The sequence below is a fragment of the Pseudomonas uvaldensis genome (assembly GCF_021271205.1).
GTDB lineage: Bacteria > Pseudomonadota > Gammaproteobacteria > Pseudomonadales > Pseudomonadaceae > Aquipseudomonas > Aquipseudomonas uvaldensis.
The window spans coordinates 392,320-407,512 of the sequence record NZ_JAIWKS010000006.1; the positions used below are offsets into that span (position 1 = coordinate 392,320).

Genomic DNA, 15,193 nt, shown 5'->3' on the forward strand with positions numbered 1-15,193 from the left:
GGGGGTGTGACGGCCCAAGCCATCTGATTCCGTTTTTTATTATTGATCCTTAAAGGAGTGCGGCACATGTCAAAAGGGCATTCGCTACAAGACCCTTACTTGAACACTTTACGTAAAGAGAAAGTTGGGGTGTCCATCTATCTGGTCAACGGGATCAAGCTGCAAGGGACGATCGAGTCTTTCGACCAGTTCGTTATCCTGCTGAAGAACACCGTCAGCCAAATGGTCTACAAACACGCTATCTCGACAGTCGTGCCGGTTCGTGCAATTCGTCTGCCAAGCGCAACCGAATCCGATGGCGGTGACGCTGAGCCGGGTAACGCCTGATAGGAGTCTCCTTTGTTCTTTGAGCGCCACGGTGGTGGTGAGCGGACTATTCTCGTTCACTTGGAAGGACAGGACCCTGAGGCGCGCGAAGATCCGCAGGAGTTTCAGGAATTGGCACTTTCGGCCGGCGCCGAGACCGTCGCGTTTTTCAACGTGCCGCGTCATCGGCCAACCGCCAAGTTCCTGATCGGCAGTGGCAAGGTCGAGGAGTTGCGCGACCTGGTCAAGGCCGAACAGGTCGATCTGGTGATTTTCAATCACATCCTCACGCCCAGTCAGGAACGCAACCTCGAACGTGTCTTCGAGTGCCGCGTGATTGATCGAACCGGGCTGATCCTCGATATTTTCGCCCAACGCGCCCGTACCCATGAAGGCAAGCTCCAGGTCGAACTGGCCCAGCTCGAGCACATGAGCACCCGGCTGGTCCGTGGCTGGACTCACCTTGAGCGGCAAAAGGGCGGTATCGGCCTGCGTGGCCCGGGTGAAACCCAGCTGGAAACCGACCGGCGTCTGCTGCGGGTCCGCCTGCGCCAGATCAAAGGGCGCCTGGAAAAGGTCCGCAGCCAGCGCGAGCAGTCGCGCCGTGGCCGCAAGCGCGCAGACATCCCGACGGTTTCGCTGGTGGGCTATACCAACGCCGGCAAATCCACGTTGTTCAATAATGTGACCGAATCGGACGTCTACGCCGCCGACCAGTTGTTCGCCACCCTCGACCCGACCTTGCGCCGGCTTGACCTGGACGACCTCGGGCCGATCGTGCTGGCCGACACCGTAGGCTTCATCCGGCACCTGCCGCACAAGCTGGTCGAAGCTTTCCGGGCTACGCTCGAAGAGTCGAGCAACTCCGACCTGCTGCTGCATGTGATCGACGCCGCCGAGCCGGATCGTATGTTGCAGATCGAACAGGTCATGGTGGTGCTGAGCGAGATCGGAGCCCAGGACTTGCCGATCCTCGAGGTATACAACAAACTCGATTTGCTCGAAGGCGTGGAGCCGCAGATCCAGCGCGATGCCGATGGCAAGCCGCAGCGGGTCTGGTTGTCGGCCCGGGACGGTACCGGCCTCGATCTGCTCAAACAGGCCGTGGCCGAGCTGCTGGGCGACGACCTGTTTGTCGGCACCTTGAAGCTGTCGCAGCGTTTCGCCCGGCTGCGTGCCCAGTTCTTCGAGTTGGGGGCGGTGCAAAAAGAAGAACACGACGAAGAAGGCACCTGCCTGCTGGCGGTACGCCTGCCTCGATCGGAGCTGAACCGTCTGGTCAGTCGCGAAGGGCTGCAACCGATGGAGTTCATCGAGCAACACACTTTGCAATAAAAGCCTGAGAACGCTGTGTCAGGCATTCTGTAGCATTGGTCGGCGCGCCGTGGGTGCGTCTTTGCTTTATCAGATGGAGAGCGCTATGGCTTGGAATGAGCCGGGTGGCAACTCGAATAATCAGGATCCCTGGGGTGGCAAGCGTCGAAACAATGGCGATCGCAAGGGGCCTCCGGATCTCGACGAGGCCTTCCGCAAGCTGCAGGAAAGCCTGAACGGTTTGTTCGGTGGTGGTAAGAAACGCGGTGACGACGGCGGTCGGCCAGGCAAGGGCGGCGGTTTTGGCCTGCTCGGCATCGGCCTGGTCGTGCTCGCGGCTGTCTGGCTGTACAGTGCGGTCTATGTCGTGGACGAGCAGGAGCAAGCCGTGGTGCTGCGCTTCGGCAAGTACTACGAAACCGTCGGCCCGGGCCTGAACATCTATTTCCCGCCGATCGATCAGAAATACATGGAGAACGTCACGCGTGAGCGTGCCTACACCAAGCAGGGCCAGATGCTGACCGAAGATGAAAACATCGTCGAGGTTCCACTGACCGTGCAGTACAAGATCACCAACCTGCAGGACTTCGTGCTGAACGTCGACCAGCCGGAAGTCAGTCTGCAACATGCGACCGAAAGTGCCTTGCGCCACGTGGTGGGTTCCACCGCCATGGACCAGGTGTTGACCGAGGGTCGTGAGTTGATGGCCAGCGAAATCAAGGAGCGCCTGCAGCGGTTCCTCGACACCTATCGCACCGGCATTACCGTCACCCAGGTCAACGTGCAGAGCGCCGCGGCGCCACGCGAGGTCCAGGAAGCGTTCGACGATGTGATCCGTGCCCGAGAGGACGAACAGCGTTCGCGCAACCAGGCCGAGACCTACGCCAACGGCGTCGTGCCCGAAGCTCGTGGTCAGGCCCAGCGCATCATCGAAGATGCCAACGGCTATCGCGACGAAGTGGTTTCCCGTGCCAAGGGTGAGGCTGACCGCTTCACCAAGTTGGTGGCCGAGTACCGCAAGGCGCCTGAAGTGACCCGCCAGCGTCTGTACCTGGACACCATGCAGGAAGTCTTCAGTAACACCAGCAAAGTCCTCGTGACCGGCAACAAGAACGGCCAAAGCAACCTGCTGTACCTGCCGCTGGACAAGATGATCGAGAGCGGTCGTACCACCAGTGTGCCGCCGGCCGGCATGGCGCCCGCCAACAATGAAGCGAATACCCGCCCGGCGGTTGAGCAACAGCAAGCACGTACCAGGGAGAGTCGCTGATGAGCAATAAATCGCTGATCGCCCTTATTGTCGGCGTCGTCGTGGCGATCGCTGCCTGGAACTGCTTCTACATCGTGTCCCAGACCGAGCGTGCGGTGTTGCTGCAATTCGGTCGCGTGGTGGAGACGGATGTCCAGCCAGGTCTGCATGTGAAGGTGCCGTACGTCAACAAGGTGCGCAAGTTCGACGCCCGCCTGATGACACTGGATGCGCCGACGCAACGTTTCCTGACGTTGGAAAAGAAAGCGGTCATGGTCGATGCCTACGCCAAATGGCGCGTGAAGGATGCAGAGCGCTTCTACACTGCGACGTCCGGCCTCAAGCAGATCGCTGACGAACGCCTGTCCCGTCGCCTGGAGTCGGGCCTGCGTGACCAGTTCGGCAAGCGCACGCTGCATGAAGTGGTATCCGGTGAGCGTGATGCGCTCATGGCCGATATCACCCGTTCGCTGAACGCGATGGCGGAGAAGGAGCTGGGTATCGAAGTGGTCGATGTCCGCGTCAAGGCCATCGACCTGCCGAAGGAAGTGAACCGCAGCGTGTTCGAACGGATGAGCACCGAGCGCGAGCGTGAAGCCCGCGAACACCGCGCCAAGGGTAACGAGCTGGCCGAGGGCATCCGTGCCGACGCCGATCGTCAACGTCGCGTGCTGCTGGCTGAAGCCTATCGTGAATCGGAGGAGGTTCGCGGTGATGGTGATGCCCAGGCCGCTGCGATCTACGCCAAGGCCTACGGTCAGGATCAGGAGTTCTACGCGTTCTACCGTAGCCTGAACGCTTACCGTGAAAGCTTCGGACGTAAATCCGATGTGCTGGTTCTGGACCCGAGCAGCGACTTTTTCCGCTACCTGGAAAAGACCAAGCCTTGATGCAGCGTTGACTCGAGACACTCCGCCTGGCGGCTAAAGCGTCGGGCGGGGTGATCCTTTGGGAAAACGAGTGTATGATGCGGCAGCCGGGAAATTCCCGGCTTTTTTGCGTCTGCACGTTCGATTGCGGTTATCGGTGGCAGGCGTCGGGTTGAACGACTCGACAGGTTTTTCGAGGAAAGTGCTGGACGAGGCCGATTCCGGGTCATTCGTCACGTCGCTCTTGCGCGTTGTTTGTGCATGGGCCGAGCATTTTCTGCTTCACTCAAGGCTTGCCCGAAGGCTGGCCGCCCGGACCATAGGGGAATGGCGTAATGGCAACGGTAGACCGCTGGCTGCTGCCAGATGGCATCGAAGAAGTACTGCCACCGGAAGCTGCGCGTATCGAAGTAGCGCGTCGGCAGGTGTTGGATCTGTTCCAGAGCTGGGGTTACGAATTCGTCGTCACCCCTCATATCGAGTACCTGGAATCCCTGCTGACCGGCGCGGGCCAGGACCTGGACTTGCGTACCTTCAAGGTCGTTGACCCGCAGTCGGGCCGGCAGATGGGCTTTCGGGCCGACATCACGCCGCAAGTGGCACGTATCGACGCTCACACCTTGCGCCGGGAAGGGCCGAGTCGCCTGTGCTATGCCGGTAGTGTGTTGCATGCCCAGCCCCGTGCCTTGTCATCTTCCCGTAGCCCGATCCAGTTGGGTGCCGAGTTGTACGGTGATGCCAGCCCGAGCAGTGACGTGGAAGTCATCAGTCTGATGCTGGCCATGCTGCAACTGGCCGACGTACCGGATGTCCATATGGACCTCGGCCATGTTGGTATCTATCGCGGCCTGGCCCGTGCGGCCGGCCTGTCCGGTGAAGTGGAACAGCAGTTGTTCGACGCTTTGCAGCGCAAAGCCATCGACGAAGTCATCAGCCTGACCGAAGGACTCCCCGCCGATCTGTCCGACATGCTGCGAGCACTGGTGGACCTGTGCGGTGGTCGTGAGGTGCTGACCGCTGCCCGCGAGCGCCTGGCCCACGCGCCAGCGGCCGTCCTGGCAGCCCTGGATGACCTGCTGGCGATTGCCGAGCGTCTGTCGGTACGTTTCCCGGAGCTGCCCTTGTACTTCGACCTGGGCGAGTTGCGCGGTTATCACTATCACACCGGCGTGGTGTTCGCGGTATTCGTACCGGGCGTGGGCCAATCCATCGCCCAGGGCGGTCGTTACGACGACATCGGCGCCGACTTCGGCCGCGCCCGTCCGGCGACCGGCTTTTCTACCGATTTGAAAACCCTGGTGACCCTGGGGCGTGCTGAAGTCGAGTTACCGTCCGGCGGTATCTGGATGCCTGACAGTACGGATGCGGCTCTTTGGCAGGCGGTCTGCCAGTTGCGCAGTGAGGGTCAGCGTGTCGTCCAGGCGTTGCCTGGGCAGCCTTTGGCCGCCGCCCGTGAAGCGGACTGCGACCGACAATTGATTCAGCACAACGGGCTTTGGCAGGTACTGCCGCTGGCTTCTTGAGTTTTCCTGCCGGCCGCGGCCGGCACCAAGTTTGCGCGAATGAGGACAAGTGTTATGGGTAAGAATGTCGTAGTCCTGGGCACCCAGTGGGGTGATGAGGGCAAAGGCAAGATCGTCGATCTGCTGACCGAACATGCTGCCGCCGTAGTGCGCTACCAGGGTGGCCACAACGCAGGTCACACCCTGGTGATCGACGGTGAGAAAACCGTCCTGCACCTGATTCCATCGGGCGTGCTGCGTGAAGGCGTACAGTGCCTGATCGGCAACGGTGTCGTAGTGGCTCCCGACGCGTTGCTGCGGGAAATCGTCAAGCTGGAAGAGAAAGGCGTACCGGTGCGCGAGCGTCTGCGTATCAGCCCATCCTGCCCGCTGATCCTGTCCTACCACGTTGCGCTGGACCAGGCCCGTGAAAAGGCCCGTGGCGAGATGAAAATCGGTACTACCGGGCGCGGTATCGGCCCTGCCTACGAAGACAAAGTGGCTCGCCGCGGCCTGCGCATCGGCGACCTGTTCCACCGCGAGCGTTTCGCCGCCAAGCTGGGCGAGTTGCTGGACTACCACAACTTTGTCCTGGTCAATTACTACAAAGAGCCGGCCATCGACTTCCAGAAGACCCTGGACGAGTGCATGGAGTACGCCGAGCTGCTCAAGCCAATGATGCTCGACGTCACGGCCGAGCTGCATGAGCTGCGTCGCGCCGGCAAGGACATCATGTTCGAAGGCGCACAGGGTTCGCTGCTGGACATCGACCACGGTACCTACCCGTACGTCACCAGTTCGAACACCACCGCAGGCGGTATCGCCACCGGTTCGGGCTTCGGTCCGATGTATGTGGATTACATCCTGGGCATCACCAAGGCCTACACCACGCGCGTGGGTTCGGGTCCGTTTCCGACCGAGCTGTTCGATGACGTCGGTGCCTTCCTGGCCAAGCGCGGTCATGAGTTCGGTGCCACCACCGGGCGTGCCCGTCGTTGCGGCTGGTTCGATGCCGTCATCCTGCGCCGCGCCATCGATGTCAATAGCATCTCGGGCCTGTGCCTGACCAAGCTGGACGTATTGGACGGCCTGGAAACCATCAATATCTGCGTGGGCTACAAGAACCAGGACGGCGCTGTCATCGACGCACCGACCGACGCTGACAGCTACATCGGCCTGGAGCCGGTGTACGAACAGATGCCGGGCTGGACCGAGTCCACCGTGGGTGCCAAGACCCTGGACGAGTTGCCAGTGGCGGCTCGCAACTATATTCAGCGTCTCGAAGAGCTGGTCGGCGCGCCGATCGACATTATTTCGACAGGGCCGGATCGCAACGAAACCATCGTTCTGCGTCACCCGTTCGGTTGATAAGTCGTTGATGTAAAAAACAAAGGACCCTTGATTGGGTCCTTTGTCATTTCTGGCTGCCGCGCGGCACGACACTTGCTATGAATCTCCATTATTGGCGCTTCTTTGGACGTGCCATCAATTTAATGGCGTTGGTAGAGGGATTTCACGTGTCGGCCGTTCTCTCACTGTTACAAAGCCGTTTGCTACGGCCTGTGTTCGTTACGCTTGGTATCGCCCTTTTGGTGCAAGTGCTGGTGGCCGTGGCGCTGACCCGGAGCACGGTCACGGCGCTGGAGGCTGACCTGAGTTCGCGCCTGGGGGCCGATAGCCAGAAGCTTTCCAGTGAGCTGGAGCAGGCTGGGCGCGAGGTGACCTCAAGCCTGGACAGCCTGTCCGCCAGTACGCGTCAGCGCCTGAATGCCGGCTTGTCTGTGCGCTTGAAGGAAGAGCAGGCGCAGTTGCGTGGCACTCTGGAAAAAGATCTGCGAGAGTCCGCCAATGATATGGCGCAGCTCCTTGCCTCCGTCGCTCCTCGGGCCATGTGGGACAGCGACATCCCGACGCTCTCCGAATTCGCCCGCCGGGCGCAGCGCAATCCCAACGTATTGTTCGTCATCTATGACGATGCCAATGGCGAGCACCTGACCCGTTATCTGAACCGGGAGAACGCGATCAACAAGGCTTTGCTGGAAAAGGGCAAGGGCGAGCGGGCGTTGGACAAAGTGCTGGATGCGGCGAAAAACGATCCCTCTGTCTATTACATCGAGGCGCCGATCAACCCCAATGGCGTGGAAATCGGCAAGGTGTTGATGGGGGTTTCCACTGCATCGGTGGAAACCGACCTGAAGGCGCTGGACCAGCGTTTCTCGGCGTTGATTGCCAGCAGTGATCAGTTGGTCGGCGACAGCCTCAAGGGGGCGGCGGCCGACAGTGCCACCGCTATGCGTGGCCGGTTGCAGTCGGCGCAGGCCACTGCCACCGAAATGCAGACTAATACCGCCAGCACCGTGCAAGAGGCCGCGAATACCTTGCGCTGGCGCATCGGCCTTGGCCTGGCGCTGGTAGGCTTTGGCGTGCTGGTACTGTTGGCCGTGGTCCTGGGGCGTCGGGTTGTCAATCGCTTGCGGTTGTTGATCGCGGCAATGAACGATCTGGCGGCGGGCGAGGGGGATCTGACCAAGCGCGTGCAAATCAACAGCAAGGACGAGATTGGCGACATGGCCTCGGCGGTCAATCGCTTTGTGGACAAGTTGCAGCCCATCGTACGGGAGGCGGGTGAGGTGGCCCAGCGCACGGGGCTTGAGATCGGCGCGATGACGCTGCGCAATTCCGGCGCCGACGCGGCGGCCGGGATGCAACGCGATGAAGTCGCCGAGAGCCTGCAAGCCTTGTCGCAGATGGCCGACGAGGCTCAATCGGAAAGCCAGGCAATGCAGGCAGCCTTGCAGCAAGTGGTGGAGATTCGCCAGGCCACCGATGAGAACACTCGGACATCGGCCAAGGTCGGCAGCCTGATCGAGGCGCTGGCCGGGCAGGTGGACACCGGGGCCAAAGTCATCGAGCGACTGGCTCAGCAGAGCGAGCAGATTGAAGTGGTGCTGACCGTGATCCACGGCATCGCCGAGCAGACCAACCTGTTGGCCTTGAACGCGGCTATCGAAGCGGCGCGGGCCGGGGAGACCGGGCGGGGGTTTGCGGTGGTGGCGGACGAGGTGCGGGCGCTGGCAAGCAAGACCCAGAGTTCGACTGGCGATATCCAGGCCCATATCGTGGCGTTGCAACAAGGTGCCCGCGAAGCGGTGGCTGCGATTGGCCAGGCCGGGCGCCAGGCCAATGAAGGGTTGTTGGTCTTGCGAGACAGTGCTCGCTTGCAGCAGTCGGTGCAAGCCTCCGTGGAGCAGGTGCACGCGGCCATCGGTCTGGCGACCCAGGCGGCAGCTCATCAGGCCCAGGGTGCACAAGCCGTGCGCGGACGGGTGGAAACCATTCATGCCCAGGCCGAGAAAGCCGCCCAGGCCGTGGTCGAGACAACGGCCAGCGGTAAGGTGCTGGACAGCCTGGCGGCACAGTTGAAGGCGAGCCTGGGGCAGTTCCGGGCCTGATTGCTGGCCGGGCAGACCTCATCGCGAGCTGGCTCGCTCCCACATTGGTCCGATTAACATTGGGGATCAGCTGTGGAAGCGTGCCTGCTCGCGATAGCGGTTCTGACCGTGAATCACAGAACCCTGAAACGCAAAAAACCCGCTTTCGCGGGTTTCTGTCAGGTTCAAGGCTTGGCGCCTTGAAGCTTGAATTGGTGCCCAGAAGAAGACTCGAACTTCCACGACCTTGCGGTCACCAGCACCTGAAGCTGGCGTGTCTACCAATTTCACCATCTGGGCAGCATCTTCAGCGTTGCCGCTGTTGATGTGGCGCACTATACGGAGCGCCTTTTGATCTGTAAACCCCTGTTTTTGTTTTAGTAATTGCGAAATCGGATTTTCAGGAGGGGTAAAACGAAAAAACCCGCTTTCGCGGGTTTTTGGTAGCTGGCAGACCGAGGGTCTGTCGCTGAAAATGGTGCCCAGAAGAAGACTCGAACTTCCACGACCTTGCGGTCACCAGCACCTGAAGCTGGCGTGTCTACCAATTTCACCATCTGGGCAGCATCGGCAACGTGTGTGCGTCGTCGATGGCGCGCACTATACGGAGCGTGTTTTTAACTGTAAACCCCTCTTGATAAAAAAAACGGGAAATTTCGCGAGCGGTGCGATCTCAGGCACCAAAGGCGGGTCAAAAAAATTCTGAAAGGCCGCCGAATGCCTGAAATTTCCCGTTTCATTACGCCTATGCCAAACTAACCCGCATATAGACAAGGTGAAAACTCTCTAATGGCCGATTGGCAATCCCTCGATCCCGAGGCCGCTCGTGAAGCGGAAAAATACGAAAACCCTATTCCCAGCCGCGAACTGATCCTGGCGCATCTCGCCGACAGGGGGTCGCCCGCCAGCCGCGAACAGTTGGTCGAAGAGTTCGGTCTGACCACCGAAGACCAGCTCGAAGCCCTGCGCCGCCGTCTGCGCGCCATGGAGCGCGACGCTCAACTGATCTACACCCGACGTGGCACTTACGCACCGGTGGACAAGCTCGACCTGATCCTGGGGCGTATTGCCGGGCACCGCGACGGTTTCGGCTTCCTGATTCCGGACGATGGCAGCGACGACCTGTTCATGAGCCCGGCTCAGATGCGCCTGGTGTTCGACGGTGACCGTGCGCTGGCCCGTGTGTCCGGCCTGGACCGCCGCGGTCGCCGTGAAGGTGTGATCGTCGAGGTGGTGTCCCGCGCCCATGAGAGCATCGTTGGTCGCTACTTCGAAGAAGGGGGCATCGGCTTCGTCGTCGCCGACAATCCCAAGATTCAGCAGGAAGTGCTGGTCACTCCGGGCCGCAACGCCAACGCCAAGATCGGTCAGTTCGTCGAAGTGAAGATCACCCACTGGCCAACCCCGCGCTTCCAGCCGCAGGGCGATGTGATCGAGGTGGTCGGTAACTACATGGCGCCGGGCATGGAGATCGACGTTGCCCTGCGTACCTATGACATCCCTCACGTCTGGCCTGAAGCGGTCCTGAAGGAAGCCGGCAAGCTCAAGCCGGAAGTCGAAGAGAAAGACAAAGAGAAACGCATCGACCTGCGCCACCTGCCGTTCGTCACCATCGACGGCGAGGACGCGCGGGACTTCGACGATGCGGTCTACTGCGAAGCCCGGCCGGGCAAACTGCGCCTGTTCTCCGGTGGCTGGAAGCTGTACGTCGCCATCGCCGATGTGTCCAGCTACGTGAAGCTCGGTTCGGCGCTGGATGCCGAGGCCCAGGTGCGTGGCAACTCGGTGTACTTCCCTGAGCGCGTCGTACCGATGCTGCCTGAGCAACTGTCCAACGGGCTGTGCTCGCTCAACCCCCACGTTGATCGCCTGGCCATGGTCTGCGAGATGACCATCTCCAAGACCGGCGAAATGACCGACTACTGCTTCTACGAAGCGGTCATCCATTCTCACGCCCGTCTGACCTACAACAAGGTCAGTGCAATGCTGGAAACGCCGAAACTGGCCGAGGCGCGCAAGTTGCGTGGCGAATACACCGACGTGCTGCCGCACCTCAAGCAGCTTTATGCGCTGTACAAGGTGCTGCTGGCGGCTCGGCATGTACGCGGTGCGATTGATTTCGAAACCCAGGAAACCCGGATCATCTTCGGCTCCGAGCGCAAGATTGCCGAGATTCGTCCGACCGTGCGCAACGACGCCCACAAGCTGATCGAGGAATGCATGCTGGCGGCCAACGTGGCTACCGCACAATTTCTGCAAAAGCATGAGATCCCGGCGTTGTATCGGGTCCACGACGGCCCGCCGCCGGAGCGCCTGGAAAAGCTGCGGGCGTTTCTCGGTGAACTCGGTTTGTCCCTGCACAAGGGCAAGGAAGGTCCGACGCCCAAGGATTACCAGGCGTTGCTGGCCGGTATCAAGGATCGCCCGGATTTCCATCTGATCCAGACCGTCATGCTGCGCTCGTTGAGCCAGGCGGTATACACCGCCGACAACCAGGGTCACTTCGGTCTCAATTACGAAGCCTACACCCACTTCACTTCGCCGATCCGCCGTTATCCCGACCTGCTTACGCACCGGGCGATCCGCAGCGTGATCCACTCGAAGATGAATACCCCGCACGTCAAGCGTGCCGGCGCGATGACGATTCCGAAAGCACGTATCTACCCGTACGACGAGGCGGCCCTGGAGCAACTCGGCGAACAGTGCTCGATGAGCGAGCGGCGCGCCGACGAAGCCACTCGCGACGTGGTGAACTGGCTCAAGTGCGAATACATGAAGGATCGCGTGGGCGAGTCGTTCCCGGGCGTGATTACCGCCGTGACCGGTTTCGGCCTGTTCGTCGAGCTGACCGATATCTATGTCGAAGGCCTGGTACATGTCACCGCGCTGCCGGCCGATTACTACCACTTCGACCCTGTGCATCACCGTCTGGCGGGGGAACGTACCGGTCGCAGCTTCCGTCTGGGCGATACCGTCGAGGTGCGGGTGATGCGCGTCGATCTCGACGAGCGCAAGATCGATTTCGAGATGGCGGAAAATACCCTCAAGGCGCCGATCGGTCGCAAGAAGCGCGGTGCCGAGACCGTTGCGCCTGCGGGCAAGGCCACGGCTGAACCTGCGTCGTCCAAGCCTGCTCGGCGTGGCGCGAAGGAAAAAGCTGTCGAAGCGTATCGCCCGAGCGATGCCGCGGCGAAAAACGCCGAGGTTCGCAAGAGCCGTGAGATGAAGAAGGCGTTGCTGGCCGAAGCCAAGACCGGTGGCAAGGCGTCGTCTGGAGCGAAATCTGGACGGTCCACTGCGGACAAGGCAGCCAGCAAGCCGAGCAAACACCGTAAGGGCCCGTCGAAAGCGGGCTCGGCCCCAGCCAAAAGTGGCGGGGCGCGTAAACCCAAGGCCAAATCATGAGTCAGTTGGAAAAAATCTACGGCGTGCATGCCGTGGAAGCGTTGCTGCGTCATCATCCCAAGCGGGTCAAGCAGATCTGGCTGGCCGAAGGCCGTAGCGAGCCACGGGTCCAGACCCTGGTTGAACTGGCCAACGAAAATCGCGTGGCGATCGGCCAGGCCGAGCGGCGCGAGATGGATGCCTGGGTCGAAGGCGTGCACCAAGGGGTGGTGGCGGAAGTCAGCCCGAGCCAGGTCTGGGGAGAGGCGATGCTCGACGAGCTGCTCGACCGTACCGAGGGTGCCCCTCTGCTGCTGGTCCTGGATGGCGTGACCGATCCTCACAATCTGGGTGCCTGCCTGCGTTCGGCGGATGCCGCCGGGGCGCTGGCGGTGATTGTGCCCAAGGACAAGTCGGCGACATTGACGCCGGTGGTGCGCAAGGTCGCCTGCGGGGCCGCGGAAGTCATCCCGCTGGTGGCCGTGACCAACCTGGCGCGTACCCTGGAAAAACTCCAGCAGCGCGGCTTGTGGGTGGTAGGCACGGCGGGGGAGGCCGAGGTCAGCCTATATGACCAGGATCTGACCGGCCCGACGATCCTGATCATGGGCGCCGAAGGCAAGGGCATGCGCCGCCTGACCCGTGAACATTGCGACTACCTGGTCAAGCTGCCGATGGCCGGTAGCGTCAGCAGCCTCAACGTTTCGGTCGCGACGGGTGTGTGCCTGTTCGAGGCGATGCGCCAGCGTGGGGCCAAGGCGGCTGCCAAGAAGCCTTGAGGTCAGGCCCAATCAAACTGTGGGAGCGGGCAGATACAGTGACTGTTCAAATAATCACCAATTACCTTGCGCCTCCCTCGCCCCTTCTCTACAATTGCGCCCCTTGCTGTGATGGCAGGCACTTATGTGTCTAGCGTCCACAAGTCCATAAGTGTCATTCACTCCTTGTCTGACCGTTTTTGAGCGGCAGGCTACAACCCGTAAGGAGCATTCATGCGTCATTACGAAATCATCTTTTTGGTCCACCCGGATCAAAGCGAGCAAGTCGGCGGCATGGTTGAGCGTTACACCAAGCTGATCGAAGAAGACGGCGGCAAGATCCACCGTCTGGAAGACTGGGGCCGTCGTCAACTGGCCTACGCAATCAACAATGTTCACAAGGCTCACTACGTGATGCTGAACGTTGAGTGCACCGGCAAGGCCCTGGCCGAGCTGGAAGACAACTTCCGCTACAACGATGCAGTGATCCGTAACCTGGTCATCCGTCGCGAAGAAGCCATCACCGGCCAATCCGAGATGCTCAAGGCTGAAGAAAACCGCAGTGAGCGCCGTGAGCGTCGCGACCGTCCTGAGCATGCTGACAGCGCCGAAGGCGATGACAGCGATAGCGACAGCGACAACAGCGACAACGCTGACGAGTAATCCACGGACCTTCTAAGGAGCCAATCACATGGCACGTTTCTTCCGTCGTCGTAAATTCTGCCGCTTCACCGCTGAAGACGTGAAAGAGATCGACTACAAAGATCTCAACACCCTGAAAGCCTACGTATCCGAGACCGGCAAAATCGTTCCAAGCCGCATCACCGGTACCAAAGCTCGTTATCAGCGTCAGCTGGCCACCGCTATCAAGCGCGCCCGCTTCCTGGCCCTGCTGGCCTACACCGACAGCCACGGCCGCTGAGACCGGGCAGTCGACACGTAGCAAAGGATTGAATGCATGCGCGCCATAGCTGAGTTCATCATGCGCGGCCGTATGCAGGCCACTCTGGTAGTGGCTGGATGTGCGGCATTGCCGTTGTTGTATTGGTTGGGTGCTGCCGCCGGGAGTCTGGTACTCCTGCGGCGCGGACCGAGGGACGCCCTTGGCGTTCTTGCTCTGGGATTGCTGCCGGCCTTGCTCTGGTGGCTGACTTCCGCTGACCCGCGGGCACTGATGGTGCTGCTGGGGTCTTCGGCGCTGGCGTTGGTGTTGCGCGCAAGCGAATCCTGGAACCGCGTGCTGCTGGTCAGCATAGCGCTGGGAGTGGTGTTTTCAGTGGTGCTCGGGGCGGCTTTCGCGCCCCAGATCGAGATGCTGTCGCAGGCTTTGATAAAAATCCTGCCCGAAGCCCTCGGCGAGCTCTACCGACAGATGACGGTAGAGGAGCAAGCGCGCTTTGCGTCCCTGGTTGCCCCGGTCCTGACCGGCCTGATTGCGGCCTTGTTGCAAATCGTCAGTGTGCTGAGCCTGATTATCGGGCGCTACTGGCAGGCGTTGTTGTACAACCCGGGTGGTTTTGGTCGCGAATTTCGCGCCATCCGTTTCCCGCTTGGGCTGGCGATGTTGCTGCTGGCGGGCATGCTTCTGGGGCCGAACTTCGGTCCACAGATGGCCATGCTCACGCCGTTGTGCAGCGTACCGCTGGTCTTCGCTGCCCTGGCCCTGATTCACGGGCTGGTGGCGCAGAAGCGACTGGCCAGGTTCTGGCTGGTGGGGTTGTACGTCACGTTGTTGCTGTTCATGCAGCTGATCTATCCGTTGCTGGTGGTCCTGGCCATCGTCGACAGCCTGATTGATTTTCGCGGTCGTATGGCGCCGAAAGACGCCGACAACGCGAACGGTGAAGGTTAAAAGTTAGAGGATTTTCACATGCAACTGATCCTTCTGGAAAAAATCGCCAACCTGGGCAACCTGGGCGACAAAGTAAACGTTAAGGCCGGTTACGGCCGTAACTACCTGCTGCCTTTCGGCAAGGCCACCGCTGCGACCGCTGCCAACCTGGCTGCGTTCGAAGAGCGTCGCGCCGAGCTGGAAAAAGCCGCTGCAGACCGTAAGGCATCGGCTGAAAGCCGTGCTGCCCAACTGGCCGAGCTGGAAGTGACCATCACTGCCACCGCTGGCGACGAAGGCAAGCTGTTCGGTTCGATCGGTACTCACGACATCGCTGACGCACTGACCGCCTCTGGCGTTGAAGTTGCCAAGAGCGAAGTTCGTCTGCCGAACGGCACCATCCGCAACGTAGGTGAATTCGACGTAGCCGTGCACCTGCACGCCGAAGTTGAAGCCACCGTACGCGTTGTTGTGGTAGCAGCCTAAGCAGCACCTGTCGGCTGGCACCCTCGGGTGCGAGCCGGTAACATCGGGCACGATCCTGTTTAC

General features: G+C 60.8%; 13 protein-coding genes, 2 tRNA genes and 1 pseudogene. 14 read left to right on the forward strand and 2 right to left on the reverse strand.

What is annotated here, in order from left to right:
- Positions 1 to 66 precede the first annotated feature (66 nt).
- The 8 genes and pseudogenes from hfq (at position 67) to LCU97_RS26895 (ending at position 8,692) form a co-directional block, all read left to right on the forward strand.
- Positions 67 to 327 carry an RNA chaperone Hfq gene (gene hfq / locus LCU97_RS16560; protein WP_053155644.1) on the forward strand — a complete coding sequence of 87 codons (261 nt, stop codon included), beginning with the start codon at positions 67 to 69 and terminating at the stop codon, positions 325 to 327.
- A 12-nt stretch (positions 328 to 339) separates the two neighbouring features.
- A complete protein-coding gene (gene hflX, locus LCU97_RS16565; protein ID WP_232777204.1) occupies positions 340 to 1,641 on the forward strand; it encodes a ribosome rescue GTPase HflX in 1,302 nt (433 codons plus the stop codon).
- 85 nt (positions 1,642 to 1,726) lie between these two features.
- The gene (gene hflK / locus LCU97_RS16570; RefSeq protein ID WP_053155640.1) at positions 1,727 to 2,890 is read left to right on the forward strand and encodes an FtsH protease activity modulator HflK; all 1,164 of its coding nucleotides are present in this window, start codon (positions 1,727 to 1,729) and stop codon (positions 2,888 to 2,890) included.
- The gene (gene hflC, locus LCU97_RS16575) at positions 2,890 to 3,759 is read left to right on the forward strand and encodes a protease modulator HflC (protein ID WP_053155638.1); all 870 of its coding nucleotides are present in this window, start codon (positions 2,890 to 2,892) and stop codon (positions 3,757 to 3,759) included. Before hflK ends, hflC begins: the two co-directional genes overlap by 1 nt.
- Before the next feature lie 314 nt (positions 3,760 to 4,073).
- Positions 4,074 to 5,261, forward strand: coding sequence for an ATP phosphoribosyltransferase regulatory subunit (locus tag LCU97_RS16580; RefSeq protein WP_232777207.1), 1,188 nt, complete (start codon positions 4,074 to 4,076; stop codon positions 5,259 to 5,261).
- Between the two features lie 54 nt (positions 5,262 to 5,315).
- Positions 5,316 to 6,608 carry an adenylosuccinate synthase gene (locus LCU97_RS16585; protein ID WP_053155634.1) on the forward strand — a complete coding sequence of 431 codons (1,293 nt, stop codon included), beginning with the start codon at positions 5,316 to 5,318 and terminating at the stop codon, positions 6,606 to 6,608.
- A 1,124-nt stretch (positions 6,609 to 7,732) separates the two neighbouring features.
- Positions 7,733 to 7,786: pseudogene (locus tag LCU97_RS26890) on the forward strand (hypothetical protein); the annotation flags it as partial.
- Between the two features lie 201 nt (positions 7,787 to 7,987).
- Entirely contained in the window at positions 7,988 to 8,692 is a 705-nt protein-coding gene (locus tag LCU97_RS26895) for a methyl-accepting chemotaxis protein (RefSeq protein WP_408636408.1), read from the forward strand.
- A gap of 192 nt (positions 8,693 to 8,884) precedes the next feature.
- On the opposite strand, the gene LCU97_RS16595 is transcribed toward LCU97_RS26895, so the two are convergent.
- A tRNA-Leu gene (locus LCU97_RS16595) sits at positions 8,885 to 8,971 on the reverse strand.
- A 176-nt stretch (positions 8,972 to 9,147) separates the two neighbouring features.
- A tRNA-Leu gene (locus tag LCU97_RS16600) sits at positions 9,148 to 9,234 on the reverse strand.
- A 226-nt stretch (positions 9,235 to 9,460) separates the two neighbouring features.
- On the opposite strand from LCU97_RS16600, the gene rnr reads away from it, so the two are divergent.
- From rnr to rplI, 6 genes are all read left to right on the forward strand, one after another.
- Positions 9,461 to 12,076, forward strand: coding sequence for a ribonuclease R (gene rnr / locus LCU97_RS16605; protein WP_053155632.1), 2,616 nt, complete (start codon positions 9,461 to 9,463; stop codon positions 12,074 to 12,076).
- Positions 12,073 to 12,834 carry a 23S rRNA (guanosine(2251)-2'-O)-methyltransferase RlmB gene (rlmB, locus tag LCU97_RS16610; protein WP_053155630.1) on the forward strand — a complete coding sequence of 254 codons (762 nt, stop codon included), beginning with the start codon at positions 12,073 to 12,075 and terminating at the stop codon, positions 12,832 to 12,834. The genes rnr and rlmB overlap by 4 nt, the downstream gene beginning before the upstream one ends.
- Before the next feature lie 213 nt (positions 12,835 to 13,047).
- Entirely contained in the window at positions 13,048 to 13,476 is a 429-nt protein-coding gene (gene rpsF / locus LCU97_RS16615) for a 30S ribosomal protein S6 (protein WP_053155628.1), read from the forward strand.
- A 28-nt stretch (positions 13,477 to 13,504) separates the two neighbouring features.
- The gene (gene rpsR / locus LCU97_RS16620; protein WP_002551829.1) at positions 13,505 to 13,735 is read left to right on the forward strand and encodes a 30S ribosomal protein S18; all 231 of its coding nucleotides are present in this window, start codon (positions 13,505 to 13,507) and stop codon (positions 13,733 to 13,735) included.
- Between the two features lie 36 nt (positions 13,736 to 13,771).
- Positions 13,772 to 14,665 (forward strand): YybS family protein, encoded by an 894-nt coding sequence (locus LCU97_RS16625; protein ID WP_053155626.1) that lies wholly within the window; start codon positions 13,772 to 13,774, stop codon positions 14,663 to 14,665.
- Positions 14,666 to 14,683: 18 nt separating this feature from the next.
- Positions 14,684 to 15,130 (forward strand): 50S ribosomal protein L9, encoded by a 447-nt coding sequence (gene rplI / locus LCU97_RS16630; protein WP_003186385.1) that lies wholly within the window; start codon positions 14,684 to 14,686, stop codon positions 15,128 to 15,130.
- The last annotated feature ends 63 nt before the right edge of the window (positions 15,131 to 15,193 follow it).